Source organism: Pseudomonas putida S13.1.2 (genome assembly GCF_000498395.2).
In the GTDB taxonomy this organism is placed as follows: Bacteria; Pseudomonadota; Gammaproteobacteria; order Pseudomonadales; family Pseudomonadaceae; genus Aquipseudomonas; species Aquipseudomonas putida_Q.
The window spans coordinates 3,870,067-3,896,841 of the sequence record NZ_CP010979.1 but is presented as its reverse complement, the minus strand read 5'-3'; the positions used below and the strand labels follow the sequence as shown (position 1 = coordinate 3,896,841).

The 26,775-nt window shown below is 63.2% G+C and carries 21 protein-coding genes; 15 read left to right on the top strand and 6 right to left on the bottom strand.

Translation table 11 applies throughout. The features are described from left to right. Positions 1-2: 2 nt before the first annotated feature. From N805_RS17240 to N805_RS17230, 3 genes are all read left to right on the top strand, one after another. On the top strand, positions 3-1,157 hold the full coding sequence (locus N805_RS17240; RefSeq protein WP_019471494.1) for an ABC transporter ATP-binding protein: 1,155 nt from the start codon (positions 3-5) through the stop codon (positions 1,155-1,157). 41 nt (positions 1,158-1,198) lie between these two features. After that, complete coding sequence (locus tag N805_RS17235) at positions 1,199-2,542, top strand: carbohydrate porin (protein WP_019471493.1); 1,344 nt, start codon at positions 1,199-1,201, stop codon at positions 2,540-2,542. Positions 2,543-2,659: 117 nt separating this feature from the next. After that, entirely contained in the window at positions 2,660-3,514 is an 855-nt protein-coding gene (locus N805_RS17230) for a D-hexose-6-phosphate mutarotase (protein ID WP_019471492.1), read from the top strand. Here the strand turns inward: N805_RS17230 and hexR are convergent. Next, positions 3,507-4,370: a DNA-binding transcriptional regulator HexR gene (gene hexR / locus N805_RS17225; RefSeq protein WP_172455959.1), complete on the bottom strand. Its 864-nt coding sequence runs from the start codon at positions 4,368-4,370 to the stop codon at positions 3,507-3,509. The two genes, N805_RS17230 and hexR, sit on opposite strands and share 8 nt — an antisense overlap. 211 nt (positions 4,371-4,581) lie before the next feature. Between hexR and zwf the strand changes: the two genes are divergently transcribed. The 4 genes from zwf (at position 4,582) to N805_RS17205 (ending at position 8,341) form a co-directional block, all read left to right on the top strand. Beyond that, positions 4,582-6,051: a glucose-6-phosphate dehydrogenase gene (gene zwf / locus N805_RS17220; RefSeq protein ID WP_019471491.1), complete on the top strand. Its 1,470-nt coding sequence runs from the start codon at positions 4,582-4,584 to the stop codon at positions 6,049-6,051. Further along, entirely contained in the window at positions 6,038-6,751 is a 714-nt protein-coding gene (gene pgl / locus N805_RS17215) for a 6-phosphogluconolactonase (protein ID WP_019471490.1), read from the top strand. Before zwf ends, pgl begins: the two co-directional genes overlap by 14 nt. Before the next feature lie 17 nt (positions 6,752-6,768). Continuing rightward, positions 6,769-7,449: a bifunctional 4-hydroxy-2-oxoglutarate aldolase/2-dehydro-3-deoxy-phosphogluconate aldolase gene (locus tag N805_RS17210; RefSeq protein WP_019471489.1), complete on the top strand. Its 681-nt coding sequence runs from the start codon at positions 6,769-6,771 to the stop codon at positions 7,447-7,449. Between the two features lie 160 nt (positions 7,450-7,609). After that, the gene (locus N805_RS17205; RefSeq protein WP_019471488.1) at positions 7,610-8,341 is read left to right on the top strand and encodes a monalysin family beta-barrel pore-forming toxin; all 732 of its coding nucleotides are present in this window, start codon (positions 7,610-7,612) and stop codon (positions 8,339-8,341) included. A gap of 76 nt (positions 8,342-8,417) precedes the next feature. Here the strand turns inward: N805_RS17205 and leuA are convergent, their stop codons facing one another. The 4 genes from leuA to N805_RS17185 form a co-directional block, all read right to left on the bottom strand. Continuing rightward, positions 8,418-10,091, bottom strand: a complete 1,674-nt coding sequence (gene leuA / locus N805_RS17200) for a 2-isopropylmalate synthase (protein WP_019471487.1) — start codon at positions 10,089-10,091, stop codon at positions 8,418-8,420. A 432-nt stretch (positions 10,092-10,523) separates the two neighbouring features. Continuing rightward, positions 10,524-11,351 carry a M23 family metallopeptidase gene (locus N805_RS17195; RefSeq protein WP_019471486.1) on the bottom strand — a complete coding sequence of 276 codons (828 nt, stop codon included), beginning with the start codon at positions 11,349-11,351 and terminating at the stop codon, positions 10,524-10,526. Positions 11,352-11,354: 3 nt separating this feature from the next. Beyond that, positions 11,355-12,734 (bottom strand): exodeoxyribonuclease VII large subunit, encoded by a 1,380-nt coding sequence (xseA, locus tag N805_RS17190; protein WP_026034458.1) that lies wholly within the window; start codon positions 12,732-12,734, stop codon positions 11,355-11,357. A gap of 205 nt (positions 12,735-12,939) precedes the next feature. Beyond that, positions 12,940-13,818: a LysR substrate-binding domain-containing protein gene (locus tag N805_RS17185; RefSeq protein ID WP_019470317.1), complete on the bottom strand. Its 879-nt coding sequence runs from the start codon at positions 13,816-13,818 to the stop codon at positions 12,940-12,942. 97 nt (positions 13,819-13,915) lie between these two features. Here N805_RS17185 and N805_RS17180 point away from each other — a divergent pair, with 97 nt between their 5' ends. The 6 genes from N805_RS17180 (at position 13,916) to tadA (ending at position 20,614) form a co-directional block, all read left to right on the top strand. Next, positions 13,916-14,671: a sulfite exporter TauE/SafE family protein gene (locus N805_RS17180; protein ID WP_019470318.1), complete on the top strand. Its 756-nt coding sequence runs from the start codon at positions 13,916-13,918 to the stop codon at positions 14,669-14,671. 47 nt (positions 14,672-14,718) lie between these two features. Next, on the top strand, positions 14,719-15,276 hold the full coding sequence (locus N805_RS17175) for a hypothetical protein (protein WP_019470319.1): 558 nt from the start codon (positions 14,719-14,721) through the stop codon (positions 15,274-15,276). Positions 15,277-15,362: 86 nt separating this feature from the next. Then, complete coding sequence (guaB, locus tag N805_RS17170; RefSeq protein ID WP_012270723.1) at positions 15,363-16,832, top strand: IMP dehydrogenase; 1,470 nt, start codon at positions 15,363-15,365, stop codon at positions 16,830-16,832. Positions 16,833-16,910: 78 nt separating this feature from the next. Continuing rightward, positions 16,911-18,488: a glutamine-hydrolyzing GMP synthase gene (gene guaA / locus N805_RS17165; protein WP_016501266.1), complete on the top strand. Its 1,578-nt coding sequence runs from the start codon at positions 16,911-16,913 to the stop codon at positions 18,486-18,488. A gap of 264 nt (positions 18,489-18,752) precedes the next feature. Further along, the gene (locus tag N805_RS17160; protein WP_019470320.1) at positions 18,753-20,135 is read left to right on the top strand and encodes a multicopper oxidase family protein; all 1,383 of its coding nucleotides are present in this window, start codon (positions 18,753-18,755) and stop codon (positions 20,133-20,135) included. After that, the gene (tadA, locus tag N805_RS17155; protein WP_019470321.1) at positions 20,135-20,614 is read left to right on the top strand and encodes a tRNA adenosine(34) deaminase TadA; all 480 of its coding nucleotides are present in this window, start codon (positions 20,135-20,137) and stop codon (positions 20,612-20,614) included. The genes N805_RS17160 and tadA overlap by 1 nt, the downstream gene beginning before the upstream one ends. A 110-nt stretch (positions 20,615-20,724) precedes the next feature. On the opposite strand, the gene mltF is transcribed toward tadA, so the two are convergent. Then, positions 20,725-22,182: a membrane-bound lytic murein transglycosylase MltF gene (gene mltF, locus N805_RS17150; RefSeq protein ID WP_019470322.1), complete on the bottom strand. Its 1,458-nt coding sequence runs from the start codon at positions 22,180-22,182 to the stop codon at positions 20,725-20,727. A 359-nt stretch (positions 22,183-22,541) separates the two neighbouring features. Here mltF and purL point away from each other — a divergent pair, with 359 nt between their 5' ends. Both purL and N805_RS17140 read left to right on the top strand, forming a co-directional pair. Beyond that, entirely contained in the window at positions 22,542-26,441 is a 3,900-nt protein-coding gene (gene purL, locus N805_RS17145; RefSeq protein ID WP_019470323.1) for a phosphoribosylformylglycinamidine synthase, read from the top strand. Positions 26,442-26,444: 3 nt separating this feature from the next. Further along, positions 26,445-26,756 (top strand): NIF3 1, encoded by a 312-nt coding sequence (locus tag N805_RS17140; protein WP_019470324.1) that lies wholly within the window; start codon positions 26,445-26,447, stop codon positions 26,754-26,756. The last annotated feature ends 19 nt before the right edge of the window (positions 26,757-26,775 follow it).

Here is a 26,775-nt window from a genome sequence, read left to right as displayed (position 1 = left end):
TCATGGCAACGCTCGAACTTCGCAATGTGAACAAGACCTACGGCAGCGGCCTGCCGGACACCCTCAAGGACATCCAGCTGTCGATCAAAGATGGCGAGTTCCTGATCCTGGTCGGCCCCTCTGGCTGTGGCAAATCGACCTTGATGAACTGCATCGCCGGCCTGGAGCAGATCACCGGCGGTGCGATCCTCATCGACGAGCAGGACGTCAGCGGTATGAGCCCCAAGGACCGTGACATCGCCATGGTGTTCCAGTCCTACGCGCTGTACCCGACCATGAGCGTGCGCGAGAACATCGAGTTTGGCCTGAAGATCCGCAAGCTGCCCCAGGCCGCGATCGACGAAGAAGTGGCGCGGGTGGCCAAGCTGCTGCAAATCGAGCACCTGCTGGCGCGCAAGCCGGCACAGCTGTCCGGTGGCCAGCAGCAACGGGTAGCCATGGGTCGGGCGCTGGCGCGGCGGCCGAAGATCTACCTGTTCGACGAGCCGCTGTCCAACCTCGATGCCAAGCTGCGGGTCGAGATGCGCACCGAAATGAAACTGATGCATCAGCGCCTGAAGACCACCACCGTGTACGTCACCCATGACCAGATCGAGGCCATGACCCTGGGTGACAAGGTGGCGGTGATGAAGGACGGCATCATCCAGCAGTTCGGCACCCCGCAGCAGATCTACAACGACCCGGCCAACCAGTTTGTTGCCAGCTTCATCGGTTCGCCGCCGATGAACTTCATCCCGGTACGCCTCACGCAACAGGACGGGCGCCTGCTGGCCGTGCTGGACAGTGGCCAGGCGCGCTGCGAGCTGCCTTTGGGGGTAGCCGATGGCGAGCTTGAAGGCCGCGATCTCATCCTTGGCATCCGCCCCGAGCAGATCGCCCTGGGCGCCGGCGAGGGCAACGGCCTGCCGGGCATCCGCGCCGAGGTGCAGGTAACCGAACCCACCGGGCCGGACCTGCTGGTGTTCGTCACGCTCAACCAGACCAAGGTGTGCTGCCGCCTGGCGCCCGATGTGGCGTGCCGGGTCGGTGACACCCTTGACCTGCAATTGGACCCGGCCCGGGTGCTGCTGTTCGATGCCAGCACGGGCGAGCGCCTACACCTGGCCAGCACGGGTGCTGCGGTAAAGGACAACGTGGCTCACTTCAAAGGCCGTTGACTCGTCTACACCATCAATAAGAAAAAAGAGGACGCATAGGGATGGAACAGCGCAAACGTATCAGGACATTGGGCTCGCTGGCTTTGCTCGCCGTTGTCGGCAGCAGCGGCGCGCAGGCTGCCGAGGCTTTTTCCAGCGAATCGAAGTGGATGACCGGCGATTGGGGCGGCACCCGTACCGAGTTGCTGGAGAAGGGCTACGACTTCACCCTCGACTACGTCGGCGAGGTAGCCGGCAACCTGCACGGTGGCTACAACGACGACAAGACTGCACGCTACAGCGACCAGTTCGCCCTTGGCGCACACCTGGACCTGCAGAAGATCTTTGGTTGGCACGATGCCGAGTTCAAGCTGGCGATCACCGAGCGCAGCGGCCGCAACCTGTCCAACGACCGTATCAGCGACCCGCGCGCCGGGCAGTTCAGCTCGGTGCAGGAAGTGTGGGGCCGAGGACAGACCTGGCGTCTGACCCAGATGTGGTTCAAGCAGAAGTATTTCGACGGTGCCCTGGACGTCAAATTCGGCCGCTTCGGCGAGGGCGAGGACTTCAACAGCTTCCCTTGCGACTTCCAGAACCTGGCCTTCTGCGGCTCTCAGGTGGGCAACTGGGTGGGCGGCATCTGGTACAACTGGCCGGTCAGCCAGTGGGCGCTGCGGGTGAAATACAACATCACCCCGGAATTCTTCGTACAGGTCGGCGCCTTCGAGCAGAACCCCTCCAACCTGGAAACCGGCAACGGCTTCAAGCTCAGCGGCAGCGGCACCAAGGGGGCGATCCTGCCGGTGGAGGCGGTGTGGTCGCCCAAGGTCAACGATCTGCCGGGCGAGTACCGCCTGGGCTACTACTACAGCACGGCCAAGGCCGACGATGTGTTCGACGACGTCAATGGCAACCCGCAGGCGCTGACTGGCGGGGCCTTCAAGTCGCATTCCAGCAAGCATGGCTGGTGGGTAGTGGCGCAGCAGCAGGTCACGGCTCATGGTGGCGACGTCAACCGCGGCCTCAGCCTGTTCGCCAACTTCACCGTGCACGACAAGGCCACCAACGTGGTCGACAACTACCAGCAGGTGGGGCTGGTCTACAAAGGCGCCTTCGACGCCCGGCCCAAGGATGACATCGGCTTCGGTGTGGCGCGTATTCATGTGAATGACGACGTGAAGAAACGCGCCGAACTGCTCAACGCCCAGAGTGGTATCAACGATTACGACAACCCAGGCTTCGTGCCGCTGCAACGCACCGAGTACAACGCCGAGCTCTACTACGGCTTCCACGTCACCAACTGGCTGACCGTGCGGCCTAACCTGCAGTACATCAAGAGCCCGGGCGGGGTGGATGAAGTGGACAACGCGCTGGTCGCAGGCTTGAAGATTCAGTCGTCATTCTGAGGCCATTTGTTGTAAATTTACGCCAATCCCTTTTCGGTTCCCGGCACCCACTGGCCTGCAGTGGTTGTCGGGGATAGGCCGAGACAGCGCTATCTCAAACAACAAGAGCTCTGAACCATGCCCGAACATCCGCTCCATCGCTTCTTTGCCTCGCAGCGGCCAAGGCCGACATTCGAGTGGGAGCGTTACCAGCAGCGCGATGTGCTGATCATCGATCACCCCCGTTGCCAGGCGGTCTTCAGCCGCCAGGGCGCGCAGTTGCTGCACTTTCAACCGGCAGGTGAGCGGCCGTGGCTGTGGTGCGCCGAGCAGTGGCCGCAGGTGGGGGCGATCCGTGGCGGCGTGCCGGTGTGCTGGCCGTGGTATGGCCGCCACCCCAGCGAGGACCTGTGGCCGGCCCACGGCTGGGCGCGCCTGCTGGACTGGAAGCTGGTGGACAGCCGCGAAGACGAGGAGGGGGTGACCCTGAAGTGGCGCCTGGACCTGTGCGACTGGCAGGTCGACCTGCACGCAAGGCTGGGCAGCCGTATGGAGCTGAGCCTGAGCACCGAGCACCAGGACAGCGAACCTTGCCAGCTGAGCCATGCACTGCTGGCCTATTGGCGGATCAGTGACGTGTCCGAGATAGCGCTGTCTGGGTTGGAGGATATCGAAGGTTACGACCGCCTCAACCGCCAGGCCTGCCGTGAGGATGGCGCGCTCAAGCTCAAGGGTGGCTGCCAGAAGGTCTACCCGGGCACGCCGCGGGTGCAGTTGCAGGACCCGGCCTGGCAGCGCGAGCTGTGCATTGACACGGGTGACAGCGACGACACCGTGGTCTGGCACCCGGGCAACCGACCGTTGATGGGCGTAACTGGCCGTGAAAGCCAGCGCTTTGTCTGCGTCGAGGCCGCCAGCGGCAGTGGCGAGGGCTTGAGCCTGGCGCCGGGGCAGCGTGCCCACCTGCGGCTGCAGGCGCACCGGCTCAGTTGAGTTCGTCGTCCTCGATCGGGTAGCGGCTGGCGTTCAGGCTTTCCTTGATCTTGCGCAGGTGCGGCTGGAAGTCGACGCCACGGCGCAGGGTCATGCCGGTGGCCAGCACATCGAGCACGGTCAGCTGGATGATTCGCGAGGTCATCGGCATGTAGATGTCGGTGTCTTCCGGCAACGGAATGTGCAGGCTCAGGCTGCAGGCGTTGGCCAGCGGCGAGCCGGCAGCGGTCAGGCCCAGCACCGAGGCGCCGTTTTCACGGGCCAGGCGGGCCACTTCGACCAGTTCGCGTGTGCGCCCGGTGTAGGAAATGATCACGAACAGGTCGCCGGTGTGGGCCACCGAGGCCAGCATGCGCTGCATCAGCACATCGGCGTGGGCCGATACCGCCAGGTTGAAGCGGAAGAACTTGTGCTGCGCATCCAGGGCCACCGGGGCCGAGGCGCCCAGGCCGAAGAAGTGGATCTGCCGGGCCTGGATCATCATGTCCACGGCACGGCTGACCTGCTGCGGGTCCAGTAGCTGGCAGGCGCCGTCGAGGGAGGCGATGGCACTGGCGAAGATCTTTTGGGTATAGGCTGCCGGGTCATCGTCGGCCTCTACCGCGCGGCTGACGTAGGCGGCGCCGCTGGCCAGGCTCTGCGCCAGCTGCAGCTTGAGTTCGGGGTAGCCGCTGACGCCGAACGAGCGGCAGAAGCGGTTGACGGTCGGTTCGCTGACCTTGGCCGCCTGGGCCAGTGCAGCAATGCTGAAACGGGTGGCTTGTTGCGGGTTGAGCAGGATGACTTCGGCGACTTTGCGTTCGGCCTTGTTCAGCTCGTCGAGGCGTCCCTGGATCTGTTCCAGGAGGTTTCGCACGCGGTCCATGGGTGTGTCCTTGGGTCGGGAAGACAGCCGGCTGACGAAGCAGCAGGCTTTTTGCACGGTCGTCTATCGTACTGTCGGTGCGGGTGGCGCACCACTTGTCTGTAATACTTGTGTGTAATGTTGTGGTTTTTACTACATTATCCCTTGAAAACCGTATGTGAAAGCGGTATTCCTAGACCAACTTTAGGAAAGAACCTACATCATGGCTGCGATCAGTGTCGAACCTTGCACATTTGCCCTTTTTGGCGCCCTTGGCGACCTGGCATTGCGCAAGCTGTTTCCTGCGCTCTACCAGCTCGACCGGGCCAACCTGCTGCACCCCGACACGCGCCTGCTGGCGCTGGCCCGCGAGGCAGGCAGTGCGCAGGAGCACCTGAACAGCATCGAAGTCCACCTGCGCCGCCATGTGCCCGAGGCCGATATCGAGCCTGCAGCACTGGGCCGCTTCCTGGCCCGGTTGAGCTACCAGCACCTGGATTTCCTGCAACCTGAGGGCTACCAGGCCCTGGCCGAGCAGTTGCCCGGCGAACTGCCGCTGATCGCCTACTTCGCTACGGCAGCAGCGGTATACGGGGCTATCTGCGAAAACCTCGACAAGGCCGGGCTGGCCCCGCGTACCCGGGTGGTGCTGGAGAAGCCTATCGGTCACGACCTGGAGTCTTCGCGTCGGGTCAACGATGCCGTGGCGCGGTTCTTCCCTGAAAACCGGGTTTACCGTATCGACCACTATCTGGGCAAGGAGACGGTGCAGAACCTGATTGCCCTGCGGTTCGCCAATAGCCTGTTCGAAACCCAGTGGAACCAGAATTCCATCTCCCACGTGGAGATCACCGTCGCCGAAAAGGTCGGTATCGAAGGCCGCTGGGGCTACTTCGACAAGGCCGGCCAGCTGCGCGACATGATCCAGAACCATCTGTTGCAGTTGCTGTGCCTGATCGCCATGGACCCGCCCAGCGAGCTGTCCGCCGATGCCATTCGTGACGAGAAGGTGAAGGTGCTCAAAGCCCTGGCACCAATCACGGGCGAGGGGCTGAGCACCCAAGTGGTGCGCGGTCAGTACATTGCCGGCTACAGCGAGGGCAAGCCGGTGCCGGGTTACCTGGAAGAGGACAATGCCAACGCCCGCAGCGACACCGAAACCTTCGTCGCCCTGCGTGCCGATATCCGCAACTGGCGCTGGTCGGGCGTGCCGTTCTACCTGCGTACCGGCAAGCGCATGCCGCAGAAGCTGTCGCAGATCGTCATCCACTTCAAGGAAACGCCGCACTACATCTTCGCCCCGGAACAGCGTTTGCAAATCGGTAACAAGCTGATCATTCGCCTGCAACCGGACGAAGGCATTTCTTTACGGGTGATGACCAAAGAGCAGGGCCTGGACAAGGGCATGCAGCTGCGCAGCGGCCCGTTGCAGCTCAATTTTTCTGACACCTGGCGCAGCACGCGGATTCCGGATGCCTACGAGCGCCTGTTGCTCGAAGTGATGCGTGGCAACCAGAACCTGTTCGTGCGCAAGGACGAAATCGAATATGCCTGGAAGTGGTGCGACCAGTTGATCGCCGGCTGGCGTAATGCAGGTGATGCGCCCAAGCCTTACGCGGCGGGCTCCTGGGGGCCGATGAGCTCGATTGCATTGATCACACGCGATGGGAGGGCGTGGTATGGGGATATCTGAACTGAAATTGCCGGCAGCTGTGAAGGTTCACGACCTGGCGGACGCCAAGGTGCTGGCTGCAACGCTGGCCCATGATGTGGCCGAGCGCCTTCGTGCAGCGATTGCTGCCAAGGGCCAGGCCTGCGTGGTGCTGTCTGGTGGCCGTAGCCCGGTGCCGTTCCTTGAGAAGCTGGCCAGTGAACACCTGGACTGGGCCAAGGTCACCGTCAGCCTGGCCGATGAGCGCTGGGTGCCGGTAGAGCACGCTGACAGCAACGCAGGCCTGTTGGCCCGCCACCTGCTGAAGGGCGCGGCGGCCGAGGCCCGCTTTGTCGGCCTGTACCAGCAGGCAGAAAACCTCGATGCCGCTGCTGGCAAGGCCGACCAGGCTCTGCTCGCGCTGCCGCCAATCGATGTACTGGTGCTGGGCATGGGTGACGATGGCCATACCGCCTCGCTGTTCCCCGCCAGCCCCAACCTGGAAGCAGGCCTGGACCTGGCCAACCCGCGTCGCTGCCTGCCATTGCTGGCGCCGAGCGTGCCGCACCAACGCCTGTCGATGACCCGTTCGCTGCTGGTCAGCGCCGCCTTCACAGCGCTGTCCGTGCAAGGGCCGGGCAAACTCGCTACCCTGCGCGCCGCGCTGGCGGGCAACGACCTTACTGAAATGCCGATTCGCGCTTTTCTTCACGACCCCCTGGACATCTACTGGTGCCCATGAGCCAAGGATCCACTGTCATGACCACCCTCGAACGCCCACAGCCAAAGCTCTCGATGGCCGCCAAAGCCGCCAGGATCGACGCCATCTGCGAAAAGGCGCGCATCCTGCCGGTCATCACCATCGCCCGTGAGGAAGACATCCTGCCGCTGGCCGATGCACTGGCCGCCGGCGGCATCCGTACCCTGGAAGTGACCCTGCGTTCGCAGCATGGGCTCAAAGCCATTCAGGTGCTGCGTGAGCAGCGCCCAGAGTTGTGTGTAGGGGCCGGTACCGTGCTTGATCGCAGCATGTTCGCCGCCGTCGAGGCTGCCGGTGCACAGTTCGTCGTCACCCCGGGCATTACCCAGGACATTCTCGAAGCGGGCGTGGACAGTGAAATCCCGCTGCTGCCAGGCATCAGCACGCCATCCGAAATCATGATGGGCTACGCCTTGGGCTACCGCCGGTTCAAGTTGTTCCCGGCGGAAATAAGCGGCGGCGTAGCTGCGATCAAGGCCTTTGGTGGCCCGTTCGGCGATATTCGCTTTTGCCCAACCGGCGGTGTGAACCCGGCCAACGTGCGTAACTACATGGCCTTACCCAACGTGATGTGCGTGGGTGGCACCTGGATGCTCGACGGTAGCTGGATCAAGAACGGCGATTGGGCGCGGATCGAAGCGTGCAGTGCCGAGGCGATCGCGCTGCTGGACACCCACTGAATTTGTTGTGTGCTTTACGGCTTATGGGGCGCTTGGTCGGCGTCCCTTTTTTTTGCCTGAAGCGGGCGCTGACAAGGAACCGCTTCAGGCTTCGCTGCAAGCACTGTTGTTCCTTAAGTTGACGGTCTCAACCAAACGTCAATGGCAGGAGTGTGTGAGTATGATCGATACAAAAATGGTCCAGCAGATTGGCTATATGCCGGAGAAGCGCGGTAGTTACGAAATTGACAACTATTTGCTGGGCGAACCCGGGCAGGTGCTTAATCCCGGTTGCTGGGTGCGAGGCAGGACCATATATGGGGACATGTATATCTGGAATCAGAACTGGGGGACCTTCAGCGTACCGGTGTTTGCCTACCTTGAACATGTGCAGACGGTGCGTATACCCAGCGCGACCAAATACACTCACGCCGTTGAAATCACGGAGGGATTCAGCTCGTCAGTTAGCCATACGACAGAGGCTGAGCTTTCTGTAGGCAGTGGATTCGTGCTGTTAGGCGCTGGAGGGGTAAAGCTCTCTAACAGCTATACCGAAGGCGTTCATGGGTCCAACAAGCGTACGGAGTCCTATGAGATACAGGGGCCGGGCGTTTATAACTTCTATCAAGTGCACATGGTGTTTGCGCACAAGGCGACATCGGCAGGCCATCTTGAAAGCATGTTCCAGTATTCCCAGGTGGCCACGGATGGAAGCGGGCGGGAAGACTTGTGCTTCCTCACCTCCATAGCAACCGATACCGTCGTGCCGGTCGCAACCGATTCCTCGATCTCGCCGCTGGGTTGGCATGAAATCCAGAAGGCTGTGCTGATGGAAAATTACAAGGCTTCGGACAATAGCGGCCACTGGCTGTTCTATCCGAATGCCTACCATAAGCCTGGCTCGCGCTACTGAGTATTGTTTGCCTGAAAGGGCGGCATCGGCCAAAAAAAATCCCGCACAAGATGCGGGATTTTTATTGCAGGTCGGCTCAGGCTGCCTTGGCATCCTGCTGGCTCAGCGAGCGGTTCAATGCACTGAACAGTGCCTTGAAGCTGGCCGTGGTGATGTTTTCATCGATGCCCACGCCATGCACCGGGCGGCCACCGGCCACACGCAGTTCAATGTAAGCCGCGGCCTTGGCATTGGTACCTGCGCCAATGGCGTGCTCGTTGTAGTCCATGATTTCCACCGAGATCGGCAGGCCGGCTACCAGGGCTTCCAGGGCGCCATTGCCCTTGCCGCGCCAGTGCAGGGTGGTTTCGCCTTCACCGGCAACTTCCACTTCCACGGCGCTGTGGCCGTTTTCTTCCTGCAGGCGGTGGCTGACCAGGGCGTACGGTGCGTTGGCCTGGAGGTATTCCTTGTGCAGCAGGCTGTAGATCTGCTGGGCGGTCATTTCCAGGCCCAGGCGGTCGGTTTCACCCTGCACCACCTGGCTGAACTCAATCTGCATGCGGCGTGGCAGGCTGATGCCGTATTCCTGCTCGAGCAGGTAGGTGATGCCGCCTTTACCCGACTGGCTGTTGACGCGGATCACCGCCTCGTAGCTGCGGCCGATGTCGGCCGGGTCGATCGGCAGGTACGGCACTTCCCACCGTTCGCCTTCCTGTTGCTTGGCGAAGCCCTTGCGGATGGCGTCCTGGTGCGAGCCAGAGAACGCGGTGTGGACCAGGTCGCCCACGTACGGGTGGCGTGGGTGCACCGGCAGCTGGTTGCACTCTTCGACCACCTTGCGCACGCCGTCGATGTCGGAGAAGTCCAGCAACGGGTCGATGCCTTGGGTGTAGAGGTTCAGTGCCAGGGTCACCAGGTCGACGTTACCGGTCCGCTCGCCGTTGCCGAACAGGCAGCCTTCGGCGCGGTCGGCACCGGCCATCAGGCCCAGCTCGGTGGCGGCGATGCCAGTGCCACGGTCGTTGTGGCAATGCAGGCTGATGATCACGCTGTCGCGGCGGCTGACGTTGCGGCAGAACCACTCGATCTGGTCGGCGTAGATGTTTGGCGTGGACACTTCCACGGTGGCCGGCAGGTTGAGGATGATCTTGTGCTCAGGCGTCGGGTTCCACACTTCGATGACTGCGTCGCAGACTTCCTTGGCGAACTCCATTTCAGTGGCGCTGAAGGTTTCTGGCGAGTACTGGAAGGTCCACTGGGTTTCCGGCTGCTGGGCAGCGTACTTGACGAACAGCTTGGCCGCGTTTACCGCGATGTCCTTCACGCCCTGCTTGTCCTGGTTGAAGACAATGCGTCGGAACGACGGGCTGGTGGCGTTGTACAGGTGGACGATGGCCTTTTTTGCACCGCGCAGCGACTCGAAGGTGCGGGCGATCAGGTCTTCACGGGCCTGGGTGAGCACCTGGATGGTGGTGTCGTCAGGGATGTGGCCGTCTTCGATCAGGGTACGCACGAAGTCGAAATCGGTCTGCGAGGCAGACGGGAACGATGCTTCGATTTCCTTCACGCCTACCTGCACCAGGGTCTTCCAGAAGCGCAGTTTCTTCTCCGAATCCATCGGCTCGATCAGCGACTGGTTGCCATCACGCAGGTCGGAGCTGCACCAGATCGGCGCGGCGGTGATGGCTTTCGACGGCCAGGTACGGTCAGGCAGGTCGATGGTCGGGAAGGCGCGGTATTTCTTCGAAGGGTCTTTGAGCATGGACATGGAAGCAATCCTTTTGTGTGCGGCCGAGATCGGGCCTGCCGAGCAATAACGAGATGAAGAGGCGAGGCGACGCGATTCAGCCTGGTAGTCGGGCGCTGACCAGGCAGAGGCTGCGATGTTGTCGGAGCAGGATGAGGGTGCTGAAGGTTTTCATGCCTTCAACCCTAACCAGAGAGGTGAGGGATGGCAAGTGTTCAGGAAAATTTGAGAGGAATGCTTAAAAAACGGTGATTGGCGAGATTTTATGGCTGTAATTGGCTGAGTGTTTCTTTATTTTTGCGCGGTATATTTCGATGGCGCAACCCAGTGGTATGGGTGCTGCCTGTGCTGGCCTCTTCGCGGGTAAACCCGCTCCCACAGGGATCGCGCCGCATTTGAAAGCTGCGTCGTACCTGTGGGAGCGGGCATGCCCGCGAAGCAGGCGCCGCATTCTCAGGGTTGAAACGCACCAATGAAAATGGCCGGGTCCACTCGCGCATCGTTCAGGCTGACGTTCCAGTGCATGTGCGGCCCGGTTGCCCGCCCGGTCGAGCCCACGCGCCCGACCACCTCGCCACGGCGCAGTGATTGCCCCACCTGCACATCGATCTTCGACATGTGGCAGAACATGCTGATAAAGCCCTGCCCATGGTCGACGAACACCGTGCGGCCGTTGAAGAAGTAGTCCCCCACCAGAATCACCTTGCCATTGGCCGGTGTCTTGATCGGTGTGCCCGCCGGCACCGCGAAGTCCAGCCCGGCATGCGGGTTGCGCTCCTCACCGTTGAAGAAGCGGCGCACGCCGAATTTGCTCGACAACGGGCCGTTGACCGGCTTGTCGAGGATCAGGTTGCTCGGCAGGGTAGGGCTGAAGCTACGGTAGGCCTTGATCTGCTCGGCCAGTTCGCGGTCGATGCGCTTGAGGTCGGCCGGGTTCGGGTTCACCTGGCGAGTGTTCTTCAGGGTGATGCGCTGTTCAGGGTACTTCTTGCTCCCGACGCTGAAGGGCAGGGTGCGGCCGTCCTGGCTCAGCACGGCTGTACCGGGCTTCTGGGTCAGCGGGATGCCGACGATGGCCAGCCAGTTGTCTTGCTCCTTCACCACCAGCACTGGCTTGCCGTCGAAACGGGCGCTGGGCGCGCTGGCGGCGGGGCCCAGGTCAACCACCGCCACGCCACCAGGCACCGGCTTGTTCAGTGTGCGGGTGATATAGCTGGCCTGGGCGCCGCCGGCGAGCAGCACGAGGGAGAGGGCGAGCAGGGGCGCGAGCAGGCGGGGCATGTGTCAGTCCAGTAATGAGAGGGTGACCGGGGTCAGGTGGTTGTCTTCGACCCGCACCTGCAGTTCGCCTTCGTTCAGGCGCGCGGTCAGGCGCTGGCCATTGCAGGTCTGTTCGGCGCTGCGAATGGCCTGGCCCTGGTCGTCCAGCAAGATGCTGTAGCCGCGGGCGAGGGTAGCCAGGGGGCTGACCACTTGCAGGGTTTGCAGCTGGGCCTGGAAGCGTTGGCGACGGTCTTTCAACACCTCGCGCATGGCCCGTGGCAGGCGCTCGGCCAGGCTGTCGAGGCGCTGGCTCAGCAACTTCAGGTTGCGCCCCGGGTGCTGCGCGGCCAGGCGGGTGTCCATGCGTGCCAGGCGCTCGCGGCGCTGGTTGAGGCTGAGCATGAAGGCGCGGCGCAGGCGCATGTCCAGGTCGTCCAGGCGCTGGGCCTGCTGGCGCAGGCGTTCGCCCGGGTGGCGCAGGCGCCGGGTCAGTGACTCCAGGCGCAGCCGGTCATGGGCCAGGCGGTTCTGCATGCGCAGCAGCAGGCGCCGTTGCAGGCCGTCCAGGCGTTGCTGCAAGCCACTGTTGTCGGGGGCCAGCAACTCGGCGGCGGCAGACGGCGTGGGGGCGCGTACGTCGGCGACGAAGTCGCTGATCGACACATCGGTTTCATGGCCCACGGCGCTGACGATAGGGGTAACGCAGGCGGCCACGGCACGGGCCACAGCTTCTTCGTTGAAGCACCACAGGTCTTCCAGCGAACCACCACCACGGGCCAGGATCAGCGCATCGAAACCAAGGCTGTCGGCCAGGCGAATGGCGCGCACGATCTGCGCGATGGCTTCGCGGCCCTGTACCGCCGTGGGAATCAGGTTCAGTTCCACCTGTGGGGCGCGGCGGCCGAACACGCTGATGATGTCGCGGATTACAGCGCCGGTAGGCGAGCTGATGATGCCGATACGCTGAGGGTGGGCCGGTAGCGGTTTTTTGCGTTCGGTGCTGAACAGCCCCTCGGCACTGAGCTTTTCCTTCAGCGCCTCGAAGGCCAGGCGCAGTGCGCCGTCGCCGGCCGGCTCGACGGTGTCGAGAATCAGCTGGTAATCGCCACGCCCTTCAAACAGCGAAACCTTGCCGCGTACCCGCACAGCCAGGCCGTCGCGCAGGGCCTGGCGCACCCGCGTGGCGTTCTGCCGGAACAGCGCACAGCGCACCTGGGCGCCGCTGTCCTTGAGGGTGAAGTACATGTGGCCGGACGCCGGACGGGCGAGGTTGGAAATTTCGCCTTCCACCCAGACGCTGCGGAACACGTCTTCCAGCAGCACGCGCGCGCGGCCATTGAGTTGGCTGACGGTAAGGACCTCACGGTCCAGGCCGAGTCGTTCGAAGGGGTCTTTGATCATGGCGGGCATCATAAAGGACATCGCCCCCGGTTGTCTGTCTTGCCCCTACTGCCAGCCTTGACCCAATCCTTGTGGGAGCGGCCTTGCGTCGCGAAAGGGCCGCAACGCGGCCCCGGCACTTCATGCTGCGAAGCTGAAAACCTGGGGCCGCTTCGCAGCCCTTTCGCGACGCAAGGCCGCTCCCACAAGACCGCAGCCGGTGCCTTCAGCCCTGCATCGTCGCCACGAACTGCCGCACCATCTGCCCCGCATCGCGACGACAGGCCAGTGCCACTGTGCTCTGGCAATCACCCTCCAGCGCCACGAAGCTGACAGATACCGGCGCAATCTCGCGCATGCACTGCGGCAACAGCGCTACCCCGAACCCCGCCTGAATCAGCTGCAACTGCGTGGTCTTGCGCGACAGCACCTGCGCTGCTTGCGGGAAAAAGCCTGCTTCCATGCACAGCGAAGCCGACAGGTAACTCAGCCCGCCACGGTCCCGGTGGGGGATGGAAATAAAGCGTTCTTCCCTCAACTGCTCCAGTTTCACCCGCGGCGTGCTGGCTAAAGGGTGCCCGGCAGCAACCGCCAGCAACAAGGGCTCGCTGAACAGGTCATGCAGCACCACACCTTCATGCTGGCGCAGCACCGGCAAGCGCAGCAGGCCGATATCCAGCCGCCCGGCAGCAATATCTTCCAGCTGTGCCTCCGAAGACTGTTGCGCAATTTCCAGCGAAACCCCCGGGTTGTCTTTCAGGTAGTTGCCCAGGCGAGCCAGCAGCGTGCCGGTCAGTGGCACGGTACTGGAATGGTTCAGGCGCAGACTGCCTTGCAGCCCCTCGCCAATGTCGCGGGTTACCCGCTCGGCCTGTGCCAGGTCGGCCAGCAAGCGCCGCGACCGTTCAAGAAAGGCCTGGCCGGCCAGTGTCAGGCGTGGCAGGCGCGCGGTGCGCTCGAACAGCGGCGTCCCCAGTTGTTGCTCCAGCTCCCTGATCTGCCGGCTAAGCGCCGACTGAGCGATGTACAGCCGTTCGGCGGCAGCGCTGAAACTGCCGCACTCGGCGATTGCCACGAAGTAACGCAACTGGCGGATCGACGTCATGTCATGCCTTTTCGAGATGGCTTTAGCGATAAAGGCATATTAGTCGGCATGGCTCATCGCTGGCTAACCTTGGCCTGTCTTCCCAGGAATTGTTGCCATGCTCGCCCAACTGTCGTTTTCCGGCCTCGACTGGCTGCCCATCCTGCTGGGTGTCGGTGTTGCCTACATCGTTTTCGGCATTGCCGGTTTCGGTACCGCGCTGGTGGCCGGGCCGGTACTGATACATTTCATGCCGTTGTCGCGCATCATCCCGCTACTGGTGCTGCTGGACTTCGTTGCCGCATTCGGCAACCTGCTGCCGTCGCGCCGGGATGTGGTGCGCAGCGAGTTGCTGCGGCTGTTGCCGTTCATGGCCCTGGGCTGCACGTTGGGCGTGGTGTTCCTGCTGCAACTGAAGTCCGACCTTTTGCTGCTGTTGATGGGGGTGTTCGTGACCGCCTATGCGTTGTACGGGCTGGCAGTGAAAGTGCGGCCGGCCAGCCTGTCGGGCTTGTGGGCCGTGCCGATGGGTACGGCAGGCGGGTTGTTCGGGGCTTTGTTCGGCAGCGGCGGGTTTCTTTACGCCCTTTACCTGAGCGCACGGCTGGAAGTGAAGGAACAGGTACGCGCCACCCAGAGCGCACTGATCAGTTGCAGCACGGTCGTACGCCTGACGCTGTTCCTGATCGCCGGTGTGTATGCCGACCAAAGCCTGCTGCTGCTCGCCGCCTGCTTGCTGCCAGTCATGTTCGTCGGCCTCTGGGTAGGGCGCCGGCTGACCAACCGGCTGTCGCGTGAAGCCTTTGTTCGCCTGGTCACCTGGCTGGTGCTGGCCAGCGGCCTGGCGTTGATCGGTCGCTACCTGAGCGCCTGAGCGGTAGAATTGCGCCATTACCGGCGTTTTTCAGGCTTGTCCCGTTCATGAACACCCAGAGCATCATCGTTCCCAAGCTGTCCACCGTCCCGGCGCATGAAGCCCGCGCTCGCGCCATCCTGCGCTGGCTGGTGCGCGAAAAGGTCGTCGAAGAACAGCTGACTACCTGTGGCCGCACCGGCAACCGCATGGGCCATGCCCTGGCCGCAGGGGCGCGCAAGGTGGCCCTCCACCCGGAAAAACTGCCCTTCGACCAGCAGGTCAACGGCATGGAGGTGGTGCTCAAGCGCTGCATCTATACCCCCACCGAAGGTTTTCTCGAAGAAGCCGGTTGCCCGGAGTGCCGGCGCGAGGTGGGCGAGCCGCTGTTCGAAAGCCTGGAAGAGTGGACGCCGGCGGCGACCGACAACTTCACCTGCCCGCTGTGCGGCTTTGAAGATGACATCAATGGCTTCATTTACCTGCAGCCATGTGCCTTTTCCAACCTGGGGTTCATCTTCAACAACTGGGGCGAGGCCGGGTTTACCCAGGCCTTTCTCGACAGCTTTGCCGACTGGCTCGATCAGCCGGTGGCCGTGGTGCAGGTAAAAGTGCCACAAGGCTGACCGAAGGCCCTTATTTTGCATTGAGCGGCGCGCCCTGCATGAGTATAATGGCGCGCTTCCATTTTTCCCGCCCGGGAGCCCCCGCGATGCTGCGTATCAGCCAAGAAGCCCTGACCTTCGACGATATCCTCCTTGTACCTGGCTACTCCGAGGTACTGCCCAATGAAGTCAGTCTCAAGACCCGTTTGACCCGTGGCATCGAGCTGAACATTCCGCTGGTTTCCGCCGCCATGGATACCGTGACCGAAGCACGTCTGGCCATTGCCATGGCCCAGGAAGGCGGCATCGGCATCATCCACAAGAACATGACCATCGAACAGCAGGCCGGCGAAGTGCGCAAGGTCAAGAAGTTCGAGGCTGGCGTGGTCAAGGACCCGATCACCATCGAAGCCGACGCCACCGTGCGTGACCTGTTCGACCTGACCCGCCTGAACAACATCTCTGGTGTTCCGGTGCTGGCGAACGGCGACCTGGTCGGTATCGTCACCTCCCGTGACGTACGCTTCGAAACCCGCCTGGACGCCAAGGTCCGCGACGTGATGACCCCCAAAGAGCGTCTGGTCACCGTCCGCGAAGGCGCCGACAAGAACGAAGTCCGCGAGCTGCTGCACAAGCACCGCCTGGAAAAAGTCCTGATCGTCGACGACAAGTTCAACCTCAAGGGCATGATGACCGTCAAGGACATCGAAAAAGCCAAGGCCTACCCGCTGGCCAGCAAGGACGACCAAGGTCGCCTGCGCGTTGGCGCTGCGGTCGGCACCGGCAAGGACACCGGCGAGCGCGTTGCCGCCCTGGTTGCCGCTGGCGTTGACGTGGTGGTTGTCGACACTGCCCACGGTCACTCCAAAGGCGTGATCGACCGCGTTCGCTGGGTAAAGGAAACCTACCCGCAAGTGCAGGTGATCGGCGGCAACATCGCCACCGGCGCCGCAGCCAAGGCTTTGGCCGAAGCTGGTGCTGACGCCGTCAAGGTCGGTATCGGCCCGGGCTCCATCTGCACCACCCGTATCGTTGCCGGTGTCGGCGTGCCGCAAATCAGCGCCATCGCCAACGTCGCCGCCGCACTGGAAGGCACTGGCGTGCCACTGATCGCCGACGGCGGTATCCGCTTCTCCGGTGACCTGTCCAAGGCCATCGTTGCCGGTGCGTCCTGCGTGATGATGGGTTCGATGTTCGCCGGTACCGAAGAGGCCCCGGGTGAAGTCGAACTGTTCCAGGGCCGTTCCTACAAGGCCTACCGCGGCATGGGCTCGCTGGGTGCCATGGCACAGGCGCAAGGCTCGTCCGACCGTTACTTCCAGGACTCCTCGGCTGGCGCCGAGAAGCTTGTTCCTGAGGGTATCGAAGGCCGTGTGCCTTACAAGGGCGCCCTGGCCGCGATCATCCACCAGCTGATGGGCGGCCTGCGTTCGTCCATGGGCTACACCGGCAGCGCAACCATCGAAGAGATGCGCACCAAGCCGGAATTTGTACGCATCACCGGTGCCGGCATGGCCGAGTCCCACGTGCATGACGTGCAGATCACCAAAGAAGCCCCTAACTACCGCGTAGGCTGAGGCTTCCAGCAATACAAGCATGCGGGGCTGTCACGACAGCCCCGCGTCGTTTCCGATTTCCACTGACGAGATTGAGTCATGGCCCTCGACATTCACGCTCACCGCATCCTGATCCTCGATTTCGGTTCCCAGTACACCCAGCTGATTGCCCGCCGCGTGCGCGAAATCGGCGTGTACTGCGAACTGCACCCGTTCGACATGGACGATGAAGCGATCCGCGAATTCAACCCGCGCGGCATCATCCTCGCTGGCGGCCCCGAGTCGGTCCACGAAGCCAACAGCCCGCGCGCCCCGCAGGCCGTGTTCGACCTGAACGTACCGGTGCTGGGCATCTGCTACGGCATGCAGACCATGGCCGAACAGATGGGCGGCAAGGTCGAAGGCTCCGAGCTGCGTGAGTTCGGTTATGCCCGCGTAGACGTGGTCGGCAAGAGCCGCCTGCTCGACGGCATCGAAGACCACGTTGACGCCGACGGCGTGCTGGGCCTGGATGTGTGGATGAGCCACGGTGACAAGGTCACCCAGATGCCGGGCAACTTCCATGTACTGGCCAGCACCCCGAGCTGCCCGATCGCCGGCATGTTCGACGATACGCGCGGCTACTATGGCGTGCAGTTCCACCCGGAAGTGACCCACACCAAGCAGGGTGGTCGCATCCTGTCCCGCTTCGTGCAGGACATCTGCGGCTGTGAGGCCCTGTGGACCGCCTCCAACATCGTTGAAGACGCCATCGCCCAGGTGCGTGCGCAAGTCGGTTCGGCCAACGTCCTGCTGGGCCTGTCTGGCGGCGTTGACAGCTCGGTGGTTGCCGCACTGCTGCACCGCGCCATCGGCGACCAGCTGACGTGCGTATTCGTCGACAACGGCCTGCTGCGCCTGCACGAAGGCGACCAGGTGATGGCCATGTTCAAAGAGAACATGGGCGTCAAGGTGATCCGCGCCGACGCTGAAAAGCAGTTCCTCGACAACCTGGAAGGCGAAGCCGACCCGGAGAAGAAGCGCAAGATCATCGGCCGCACCTTCATCGACATCTTCGATGCCGAAGCCAGCAAGCTGGATAACATCCAGTTCCTTGCCCAAGGCACCATCTACCCGGACGTGATCGAGTCGGCTGGCGCCAAGAGCGGCAAGGCCCACGTGATCAAGTCGCACCACAACGTGGGTGGCCTGCCGGAGGAAATGAACCTCAAGCTGGTCGAGCCGCTGCGTGAACTGTTCAAGGACGAAGTGCGCAAGATCGGCCTGGAACTGGGCCTGCCGTACGACATGGTCTACCGCCACCCGTTCCCGGGCCCGGGCCTGGGCGTGCGCATCCTGGGTGAAGTGAAGAAGGAATACGCCGACATCCTGCGTCGCGCCGACCACATCTTCATCGAAGAACTGCGCAAGGCCGACTGGTACCACAAGACCAGCCAGGCGTTCGTGGTGTTCCAGCCGGTCAAGTCGGTGGGTGTTGTTGGCGACGGCCGTCGCTACGCTTGGGTTGTTGCCCTGCGTGCCGTCGAGACCGTGGACTTCATGACCGCGCGTTGGGCACACCTGCCATACGAGCTGCTGGAAACCGTCAGCGGCCGTATCATCAACGAAATCGAAGGCATCTCGCGCGTTACCTACGACGTGTCGAGCAAGCCGCCGGCCACCATCGAGTGGGAATAAGTTGAGCCAAGGGCGCCGCAAGGCGCCCTTGTTGTATCTGTCGCCTGTCCCGGCCCATTCCCGGGTAAACCCGCTCCCACAAAGTGCTGCACAAGCCTCAATGACTGTGCGGTCCCTGTGGGAGCGGGTTCACCCGCGAAGAGGCCAGCCCAGGCAAAACAACACTTCACTTAATCTTTCCCATTTGCAGGTGTATCGTATTCGCCCTTCATTGCCAGCCACTGCTGGCAGCTTGATTGCGCAGAACACGAGGTACCCGCACCGATGTCCTTCACCCGTCGACAAATGCTCAAGGGCCTCACCGGCCTGGTTGTGGTTGGCCTGGGCGCCGGTGGCGCGGCGCGTTACTGGCTGGGCAAGGTCGAAGACGACAACGCCGGGCATGACTACGAGCTGATCGCCGCGCCCTTGGACGTCGAGCTGGTGCCGGGCTTCAAGACCGAGGCCTGGGCGTTCGGCCCATCGGCCCCAGGCACCGAGTTGCGTGTGCGCCAGGGTACCTGGCTGCGGGTTCGCTTTATCAACCACCTGCCGGTGGAAACCACCATCCACTGGCATGGCATTCGCCTGCCGCTGGAAATGGACGGCGTGCCCTATGTGTCGCAACTGCCGGTAAAACCGGGCGAGTACTTCGACTACAAGTTCCGCGTGCCGGACGCCGGCAGCTACTGGTACCACCCGCATGTCAGCAGTTCCGAAGAGCTGGGGCGCGGCCTGGTCGGCCCGTTGATCGTCGAAGAGCGCGAGCCTACAGGGTTCCAGCACGAGCGCACGTTGAGCCTGAAGAACTGGCATGTGGACGAGCAGGGGGCCTGGCTGCCTTTCAGCATCCCTCGCGAGGCGGCGCGCAACGGCACCGCCGGGCGCTTGATCACCATCAATGGCCAGGCCGGCTCGGTTACCGAGCTGCCGGCCGGCCAGGTGGTGCGGGTGCGCCTGCTGAACCTGGACAACACCTGGACCTATCGCCTGAACCTCAAGGGCAACTGCGAGGCGAAAATCTATGCCCTGGACGGCAACCCGGTGACCCCGCGCCCCTTGGAAGACGAGTACTGGCTTGGCCCGGGCATGCGCATCTGTCTGGCCATACGTATTCCCCAAGCGGGTGAGGAGATCTCCCTGCGCGACGGTTTCGTGCGCCTGGGTACATTGCGTTCAGTGCCCAGTAACGACGCGGCGGGTGACTGGCCGCCAGCGCTGCCGCCCAACCCGATCGCCGAGCCGGACCTGGAGAATGCCGAAAAGCTCAACTTCAATTTCGAGTGGGCGGCCAGCGTCTCTGTCACCCCCAACCCGGACAAACCCTCGAGCATGTGGCAGATCAACGGACAGGCCTGGGATATCACCGACAAGACCTGCGCCGACCGCCCCATCGCCACGTTAAAAAAGGGCAAGAGCTACATCTTCGAGCTCAAGAACATGACCCAGTACCAGCACCCCATCCACCTGCACGGCATGAGCTTCAAGGTGATCGCCTCCAACCGTCACGACATCAAGGAACCGTGGTTCACCGACACCTACCTGCTGGGCAAGAACGAGCGCGCCCAGGTAGCGCTGGTGGCGGATAACCCGGGTACCTGGATGTTCCATTGCCACGTCATCGACCACATGGAAACCGGCCTGATGGCCGCGATCGCGGTGGTCTGATGCGTCCGCAGATCATCGATCGCAGCCGTGATCAGGAATTCATGCACCTGGCGCTGGCGCTGGCGGCCGAGGGCGCGGCCCTGGGCGAAGTGCCGGTGGGGGCGGTGCTGGTGCAGCATGGGCAGGTGATCGGCCAGGGGTTCAACCGGCCGATCATCGACAGCGACCCTAGTGCGCATGCCGAGATGGTGGCGATCAGGGCTGCAGCCAGGTCGGCCAGCAACTACCGGCTGCCCGGCAGCACCCTGTATGTGACCCTGGAGCCGTGCAGCATGTGTGCGGGGCTGATCGTGCATTCGCGGGTGATGCGCGTGGTATTTGGTGCGCTCGAGCCCAAGGCAGGCATTGTGCAGAGCCAGGGGCAGTTCTTCGGCCAGGGGTTCCTCAACCACAGGGTGATGGTGGAGGGCGGGGTGTTGGCGCAGGAGTGCGGGCAGATCCTCAGCGACTTCTTCAAGGCCCGCCGGGCCAAGGCTTGACCTGAACCGGCCTCTTCGCGGGCATGCCCGCTCCCACAGGAATATCTACTCCCTTGGGGCTGTGCTGTACCTGTGGGAGCGGGCGCGCCCGCGAAGAGGCCGGTGCAGGCCTACATCGGCGGCGACTGTTCCGCCGGCTTGGTCTTGTTGACCCCGGGCACATGCAGGTTGCCCTCGGCCACCTGGCCTTCGAGCTGTGGCTGGGTCACCCAGGTGAGGATGTCGTAGTAACGACGGATGTTGGCCACGAAGTGCACCGGCTCGCCGCCACGGGCATAACCGTATTTGGTCTGCCGATACCACTGCTTCTGCGACAGGCGCGGCAGCATCTTCTTCACGTCCAGCCACTTGTTAGGGTTGAGCTTCTCGCGCTTGGCCAGGGTTCGGGCGTCTTCCAGGTGGCCACTGCCGACGTTATAGGCAGCCAGGGCGAACCAGGTGCGGTCCGGCTCCTGGATACTGTCGTCCAGCTCTGCCTTGATCTTCATGAAGTACTTGGCACCACCCTGGATGCTCTGTTTCGGGTCCAGCCGGTTGGACACACCCATGGCCTGGGCGGTGCGCTGGGTTAGCATCATCAGGCCGCGCACGCCGGTCTTGGAGGTGACCTCCGGCTGCCACATCGATTCCTGGTAGCCGATGGCAGCCAGCAGACGCCAGTCCACCTGCTCGACCTTGGCGTAGCTCTTGAAGTGCTTTTCGTACTTGGGCAGGCGCTGTTGCAGGTGCTGGGCGAAGGTGTAGGCACCCACATAACCCAATACGTCGACATGGCCGTAATAACGGTCTTTCAGGCGTTGCAGGGTGCCGTTCTTCTGCGCCTTGTCGAGAAATTCGTTGATTTCGTTAAGCAGGCTGTTGTCTTCGCCCGCTGCCACTGCCCAGCGCTGGTCGCGGGTGTCGCCCACGTCGAAGGCCACGCGTACGTTGGGGAAGTACACCTGGTTCATCGCCAGCTCGTTGGAGTCGACCAGGGTCAGGTCGATCTGGCCTTCGTCGACCATGCGCAACAGGTCGACCACCTCCACGGCATCCGACTCTTCATAGTCCAGGCCAGGGTTCTGCTTTTTCAGCTCGGCCAGCAGGTCGGCATGGCTGCTGCCTTTGAGCACCATGATTTTCTTGCCGACCAGGCCCTTGGCGTTGGTCGGGCGGGGGCGGCCGTTGCGGTAGATGACCTGTGGGGTGACTTCCAGGTACGGGTGCGAGAATTTGGCCTGGGCCGCGCGCCGCTCGCTGCTGACCAGGCCGGCGGCTGCCAGCACCGGGCCGGAGGGCTTGCCGAGGTCATCGAACAGCTCATCGAGGTTGTCGGCAGTCTCGATCTCCAGCTTCACACCGAGATCGTCGGCGAAATGCTTGACCAGCTCGTACTCGAAACCGGTTTCGCCGTTGCGATCCTGGAAGTAGGTGGCCGGGCTGTTGCGGGTGATCACGCGCAGCACGCCATCCTCCTTCACGCGCTCGAGGGTGCTGGGTTTTTCAACGCAGGCACCGAGCAGCAGAAAGAGTCCGGTTGCGAAAAGCCATTTGGCGCAACGCTGGCGCAAAGCAGTGTGGGCGAACATAGGTTGCAGTATACGCAAAGGACCGGTTCAACCATATCTCGACAACGGTTAGCTTGTCTGGTAGCGCTTTCTGTGCAATGTCAGCGCCCTCGCTTGCCTGTAGGAGCGGCCTTGTGTCGCGATGGGGCGCGCAGCGGCCCCAAAATCTGAGTACCGGCACGAATTGCCGGGGCTGCTATGCAGCCCATCGCGACACAAGGCCGCTCCTACAGGGACTGTGTGCGGCGGGTGGATTTTTTTGACCCGAAAGTCCGGTTACGCCGCCCGGCAGCCGTGGCGTAGAGCGGGTGCCGAAAGCCATCGAATTAGGCTAGAATGCACGGCCTCTAAGCACACCCCTTCCTGAGGCTGTCCCGACGATGTTGATCCTGCGCGGCGCTCCTGCCCTTTCTGCCTTTCGCCACGGTAAATTACTCGAGCAACTGAGCCAGAAAGTCCCCGCTGTTACTGGTTTGTATGCCGAATTCGCCCACTTCGCCGATGTCGATGGCGAGCTGACCGCCGACCAGCAGCAGGTGCTGGGCCGTCTGCTCAAGTACGGCCCGAGCGTGCCGGTACAGGAGCCGACCGGCCGCCTGTTCCTGGTCGTGCCGCGGTTGGGCACCATTTCGCCGTGGGCCAGCAAGGCCAGCGACATCGCCCACAACTGCGGCCTGCAGTCGATCCAGCGCCTGGAGCGCGGTATCGCCTACTACGTAGCCGGCACCCTGAGCGACGCTGATGCCGCATTGATTGCTGCCGAACTGCACGACCGCATGACCCAGCGCGTGCTCGGCCAGCTGGAGCAGGCGTCCGACCTGTTCAGCCACGCCCAGCCCAAGCCGATGACCTCGGTGGACATCCTGGCCGGTGGCCGTGAAGCCCTGGCCCAGGCCAACATCGACCTGGGCCTGGCCCTGGCCGAAGACGAGATCGACTACCTGGTCGCGGCCTTCCAGAACCTTGCGCGCAACCCGAACGACATCGAACTGATGATGTTCGCCCAGGCCAACTCCGAGCACTGCCGCCACAAGATCTTCAACGCCAGTTGGGACATCGACGGCCAGGCTCAGGAAAAAAGCCTGTTCGGCATGATCAAGAACACCTACCAGATGCACAGCGAAGGCGTGCTGTCTGCGTACAAGGACAACGCCTCGGTCATCGTCGGTAACGTGGCCGGCCGTTTCTTCCCGAACCCTGAAACCCGCCAGTACGGCGCGGTGCAGGAGCCGGTGCACATCCTGATGAAGGTGGAAACCCACAACCACCCGACCGCCATCGCCCCGTTCTCCGGTGCCTCCACCGGCTCCGGCGGCGAAATCCGCGACGAAGGTGCTACCGGCCGTGGCGCCAAGCCCAAGGCGGGCCTCACCGGTTTCACCGTGTCCAACCTGCGCATTCCGGGCTTCGAGCAGCCTTGGGAGCAGGCCTACGGCAAGCCTGAGCGTATCGTCGACGCCCTCGACATCATGATCGAAGGCCCTCTGGGTGGCGCGGCGTTCAACAACGAATTCGGTCGCCCGGCCCTGACCGGTTACTTCCGTACCTTCGAGCAGGCCATCAACACCCCGCACGGTGAAGAAGTGCGCGGCTACCACAAGCCGATCATGCTGGCCGGTGGCATGGGCAACATCCGTGAAGACCACGTGCAGAAGGGCGAGATCACCGTCGGCGCCAAGCTGATCGTGCTCGGCGGCCCGGCCATGCTGATCGGCCTGGGCGGCGGCGCCGCTTCGTCGGTGGCGACCGGTGCCAGCTCGGCTGACCTGGACTTCGCCTCGGTACAGCGCGAAAACCCTGAAATGGAGCGCCGTTGCCAGGAGGTTATCGACCGCTGCTGGCAGCTGGGCGACAACAACCCGATCGCTTTCATCCACGACGTCGGCGCCGGCGGTATCTCCAACGCCTTCCCCGAGCTGGTCAACGACGGTGGCCGTGGTGGCCGCTTCGAGCTGCGTAACGTGCCCAACGACGAGCCGGGCATGGCCCCGCACGAAATCTGGAGCAACGAATCGCAAGAGCGTTACGTGCTGGCTGTCAGCGCGGTCGACTTCGAGCGTTTCCAGGCCATCTGCGAGCGTGAGCGTTGCCCGTTTGCCGTGGTCGGTGAAGCGACCGAAGAGCCGCACCTGACCGTAAGCGACAGCCACTTCGGCAACACGCCTGTGGACATGCCGCTGGACGTGCTGCTGGGCAAACCGCCGCGCATGCACCGTTCGGTTACCCGCGAAGCCGAGCTGGGTGATGACTTCGACCCGAGCGAGCTGGACCTGGACAACGCCGTCCAGCGCGTACTGAACCACCCGGCTGTGGCCAGCAAGAGCTTCCTGATCACCATCGGCGACCGCACCATCACCGGCCTGGTTGCCCGCGACCAGATGGTCGGCCCGTGGCAGGTACCGGTCGCCGACTGCGCCGTCACCGCCACCAGCTTCGACGTCTACACCGGTGAAGCCATGGCCATGGGCGAGCGTACCCCGCTGGCGCTGCTGGATGCCCCGGCGTCCGGCCGCATGGCCATCGGCGAAACCCTGACCAACCTGGCGGCCTCGCGCATCGAGAAGCTGTCCGACATCAAACTGTCGGCCAACTGGATGTCCGCTGCCGGCCACCCGGGTGAAGACGCCCGCCTGTACGACACCGTCAAGGCTGTAGGCATGGAGCTGTGCCCGGAGCTGGGCATTACCATTCCGGTCGGCAAAGACTCGATGTCGATGAAGACCAAGTGGAGCGATGAGGGCGGCGAGAAGAGCGTCACCTCGCCAATGTCGCTGATCATCACCGGCTTTGCCCCGGTCACCGACATCCGCAAGACCCTCACCCCTGAGCTGCGCATGGACAAGGGCGAAACCGACCTGATCCTGATCGACCTGGGCCGTGGCAAAAACCGCATGGGCGCCTCGATCCTGGCGCAGACCTACGGCAAGATCGCTGCCCAGGCACCGGACGTCGACGACGCCGAAGACCTCAAGGCCTTCTTCGCCGTGATTCAGGGCCTGAACGCCGACGGCCACCTGCTGGCCTACCACGACCGCTCCGACGGCGGCCTGGTCACCACCGTGCTGGAAATGGCCTTCGCCGGCCACTGCGGCCTCGACCTGCAACTCGACCCACTGACCGACAACCGCAAGGACGTCCCGGCCATCCTCTTCAACGAAGAGCTGGGTGCGGTCATCCAGGTTCGCCAGGATGCCACCCCGGACGTACTGGCACAGTTCAGCGCCGCTGGCCTGGGCGAAGAGTGCGTCGCGGTGATCGGCAAGCCGGTCAACAACGCCGAAGTGTCCATCAGCCTGAACGGCGAAGTGCTGTTCGACGACGACCGTCGCATGCTGCAGCGTCAGTGGGCCGAGACCAGCTACCAGATCCAGCGCCTGCGCGACAACGCTGACTGCGCCGACCAGGAATTCGACCTGCTGCTCGAGGAAGACAACCCGGGCCTGTCGGTCAAGCTGGGCTTCGACGTCAACGACGACATCGCCGCGCCTTACATCAAGAAGGGCGTGCGCCCGCAAGTGGCCATCCTGCGTGAGCAGGGCGTCAACGGCCAGGTCGAGATGGCAGCCGCCTTCGACCGCGCCGGTTTTGCCGCCATCGACGTGCACATGAGCGACATTCTGGCGGGCCGTGTCGACTTCGAGGCCTTCAAGGGCCTGGTCGCCTGCGGTGGCTTCTCCTACGGTGACGTGCTGGGTGCCGGTGAAGGCTGGGCCAAGTCGGCGCTGTTCAACGCCCGTGCCCGTGACGCCTTCCAGGCCTTCTTCGAGCGTACCGACAGCTTCGCCCTGGGCGTGTGCAACGGTTGCCAGATGATGTCCAACCTGCATGAGCTGATCCCGGGCACCGAGTACTGGCCGCACTTCGTGCGTAACCGCTCGGAGCAGTTCGAGGCACGCGTGGCCATGGTCGAGGTGCAGAAGTCCAACTCGATCTTCCTGCAGGGCATGGCCGGTTCGCGCATGCCAATCGCCATCGCCCACGGTGAAGGCCATGCCGAGTTCGCCAACGAAGCGGCACTGCTGGAAGCCGACCTGTCCGGTTGCGTGGCCCTGCGCTACGTCGACAACCACGGCAAGGTCACCGAAGCCTACCCGGCCAACCCGAACGGCTCGCCGCGTGGTATCACCGGCCTGACCAGCCGTGACGGCCGCGTGACCATCATGATGCCGCACCCGGAGCGCGTGTTCCGCGCCGTGCAGAACTCCTGGCGCCCGGATGAGTGGCAGGAAGATGCCGCGCTGATGCGTATGTTCCGCAACGCGCGGGTGTGGGTGAACTAAGACGTGTACAAGCTCGCCTTCTTCGTCCCCGCCAGCCACGTCGAAGTGGTCAAGGCCGCCGTGTTCGCTGCGGGTGGCGGGCGCATCGGTGACTATGACCACTGCGCCTGGCAAACCCTGGGCCAGGGCCAGTTCCGCCCGTTGGACGGCAGCCAGCCGTACCTCGGGCAAACAGGCCAGGTCGAGGTGGTGGAGGAGTGGAAGGTAGAGCTGGTGGTGGCTGACGACCTGATTGCCCAGGCCGTCGCTGCGCTCAAGCAGAGCCACCCGTACGAGACGCCAGCCTATGAGGTCTGGCGGCTCGCCGAGTTCTAGACGGCATCAAGGCCATCGC

Coding starts and splice junctions, on each gene's coding strand:
- N805_RS17240 (WP_019471494.1), top strand. CDS start 3: ATGGCAACGCTCGAACTTCGCAATGTGAACAAGACCTACGGCAGCGGC.
- N805_RS17235 (WP_019471493.1), top strand. CDS start 1,199: ATGGAACAGCGCAAACGTATCAGGACATTGGGCTCGCTGGCTTTGCTC.
- N805_RS17230 (WP_019471492.1), top strand. CDS start 2,660: ATGCCCGAACATCCGCTCCATCGCTTCTTTGCCTCGCAGCGGCCAAGG.
- zwf (WP_019471491.1), top strand. CDS start 4,582: ATGGCTGCGATCAGTGTCGAACCTTGCACATTTGCCCTTTTTGGCGCC.
- pgl (WP_019471490.1), top strand. CDS start 6,038: ATGGGGATATCTGAACTGAAATTGCCGGCAGCTGTGAAGGTTCACGAC.
- N805_RS17210 (WP_019471489.1), top strand. CDS start 6,769: ATGACCACCCTCGAACGCCCACAGCCAAAGCTCTCGATGGCCGCCAAA.
- N805_RS17205 (WP_019471488.1), top strand. CDS start 7,610: ATGATCGATACAAAAATGGTCCAGCAGATTGGCTATATGCCGGAGAAG.
- leuA (WP_019471487.1), bottom strand. CDS start 10,091: ATGTCCATGCTCAAAGACCCTTCGAAGAAATACCGCGCCTTCCCGACC.
- N805_RS17195 (WP_019471486.1), bottom strand. CDS start 11,351: ATGCCCCGCCTGCTCGCGCCCCTGCTCGCCCTCTCCCTCGTGCTGCTC.
- xseA (WP_026034458.1), bottom strand. CDS start 12,734: ATGATCAAAGACCCCTTCGAACGACTCGGCCTGGACCGTGAGGTCCTT.
- N805_RS17185 (WP_019470317.1), bottom strand. CDS start 13,818: ATGACGTCGATCCGCCAGTTGCGTTACTTCGTGGCAATCGCCGAGTGC.
- N805_RS17180 (WP_019470318.1), top strand. CDS start 13,916: ATGCTCGCCCAACTGTCGTTTTCCGGCCTCGACTGGCTGCCCATCCTG.
- N805_RS17175 (WP_019470319.1), top strand. CDS start 14,719: ATGAACACCCAGAGCATCATCGTTCCCAAGCTGTCCACCGTCCCGGCG.
- guaB (WP_012270723.1), top strand. CDS start 15,363: ATGCTGCGTATCAGCCAAGAAGCCCTGACCTTCGACGATATCCTCCTT.
- guaA (WP_016501266.1), top strand. CDS start 16,911: ATGGCCCTCGACATTCACGCTCACCGCATCCTGATCCTCGATTTCGGT.
- N805_RS17160 (WP_019470320.1), top strand. CDS start 18,753: ATGTCCTTCACCCGTCGACAAATGCTCAAGGGCCTCACCGGCCTGGTT.
- tadA (WP_019470321.1), top strand. CDS start 20,135: ATGCGTCCGCAGATCATCGATCGCAGCCGTGATCAGGAATTCATGCAC.
- mltF (WP_019470322.1), bottom strand. CDS start 22,182: ATGTTCGCCCACACTGCTTTGCGCCAGCGTTGCGCCAAATGGCTTTTC.
- purL (WP_019470323.1), top strand. CDS start 22,542: ATGTTGATCCTGCGCGGCGCTCCTGCCCTTTCTGCCTTTCGCCACGGT.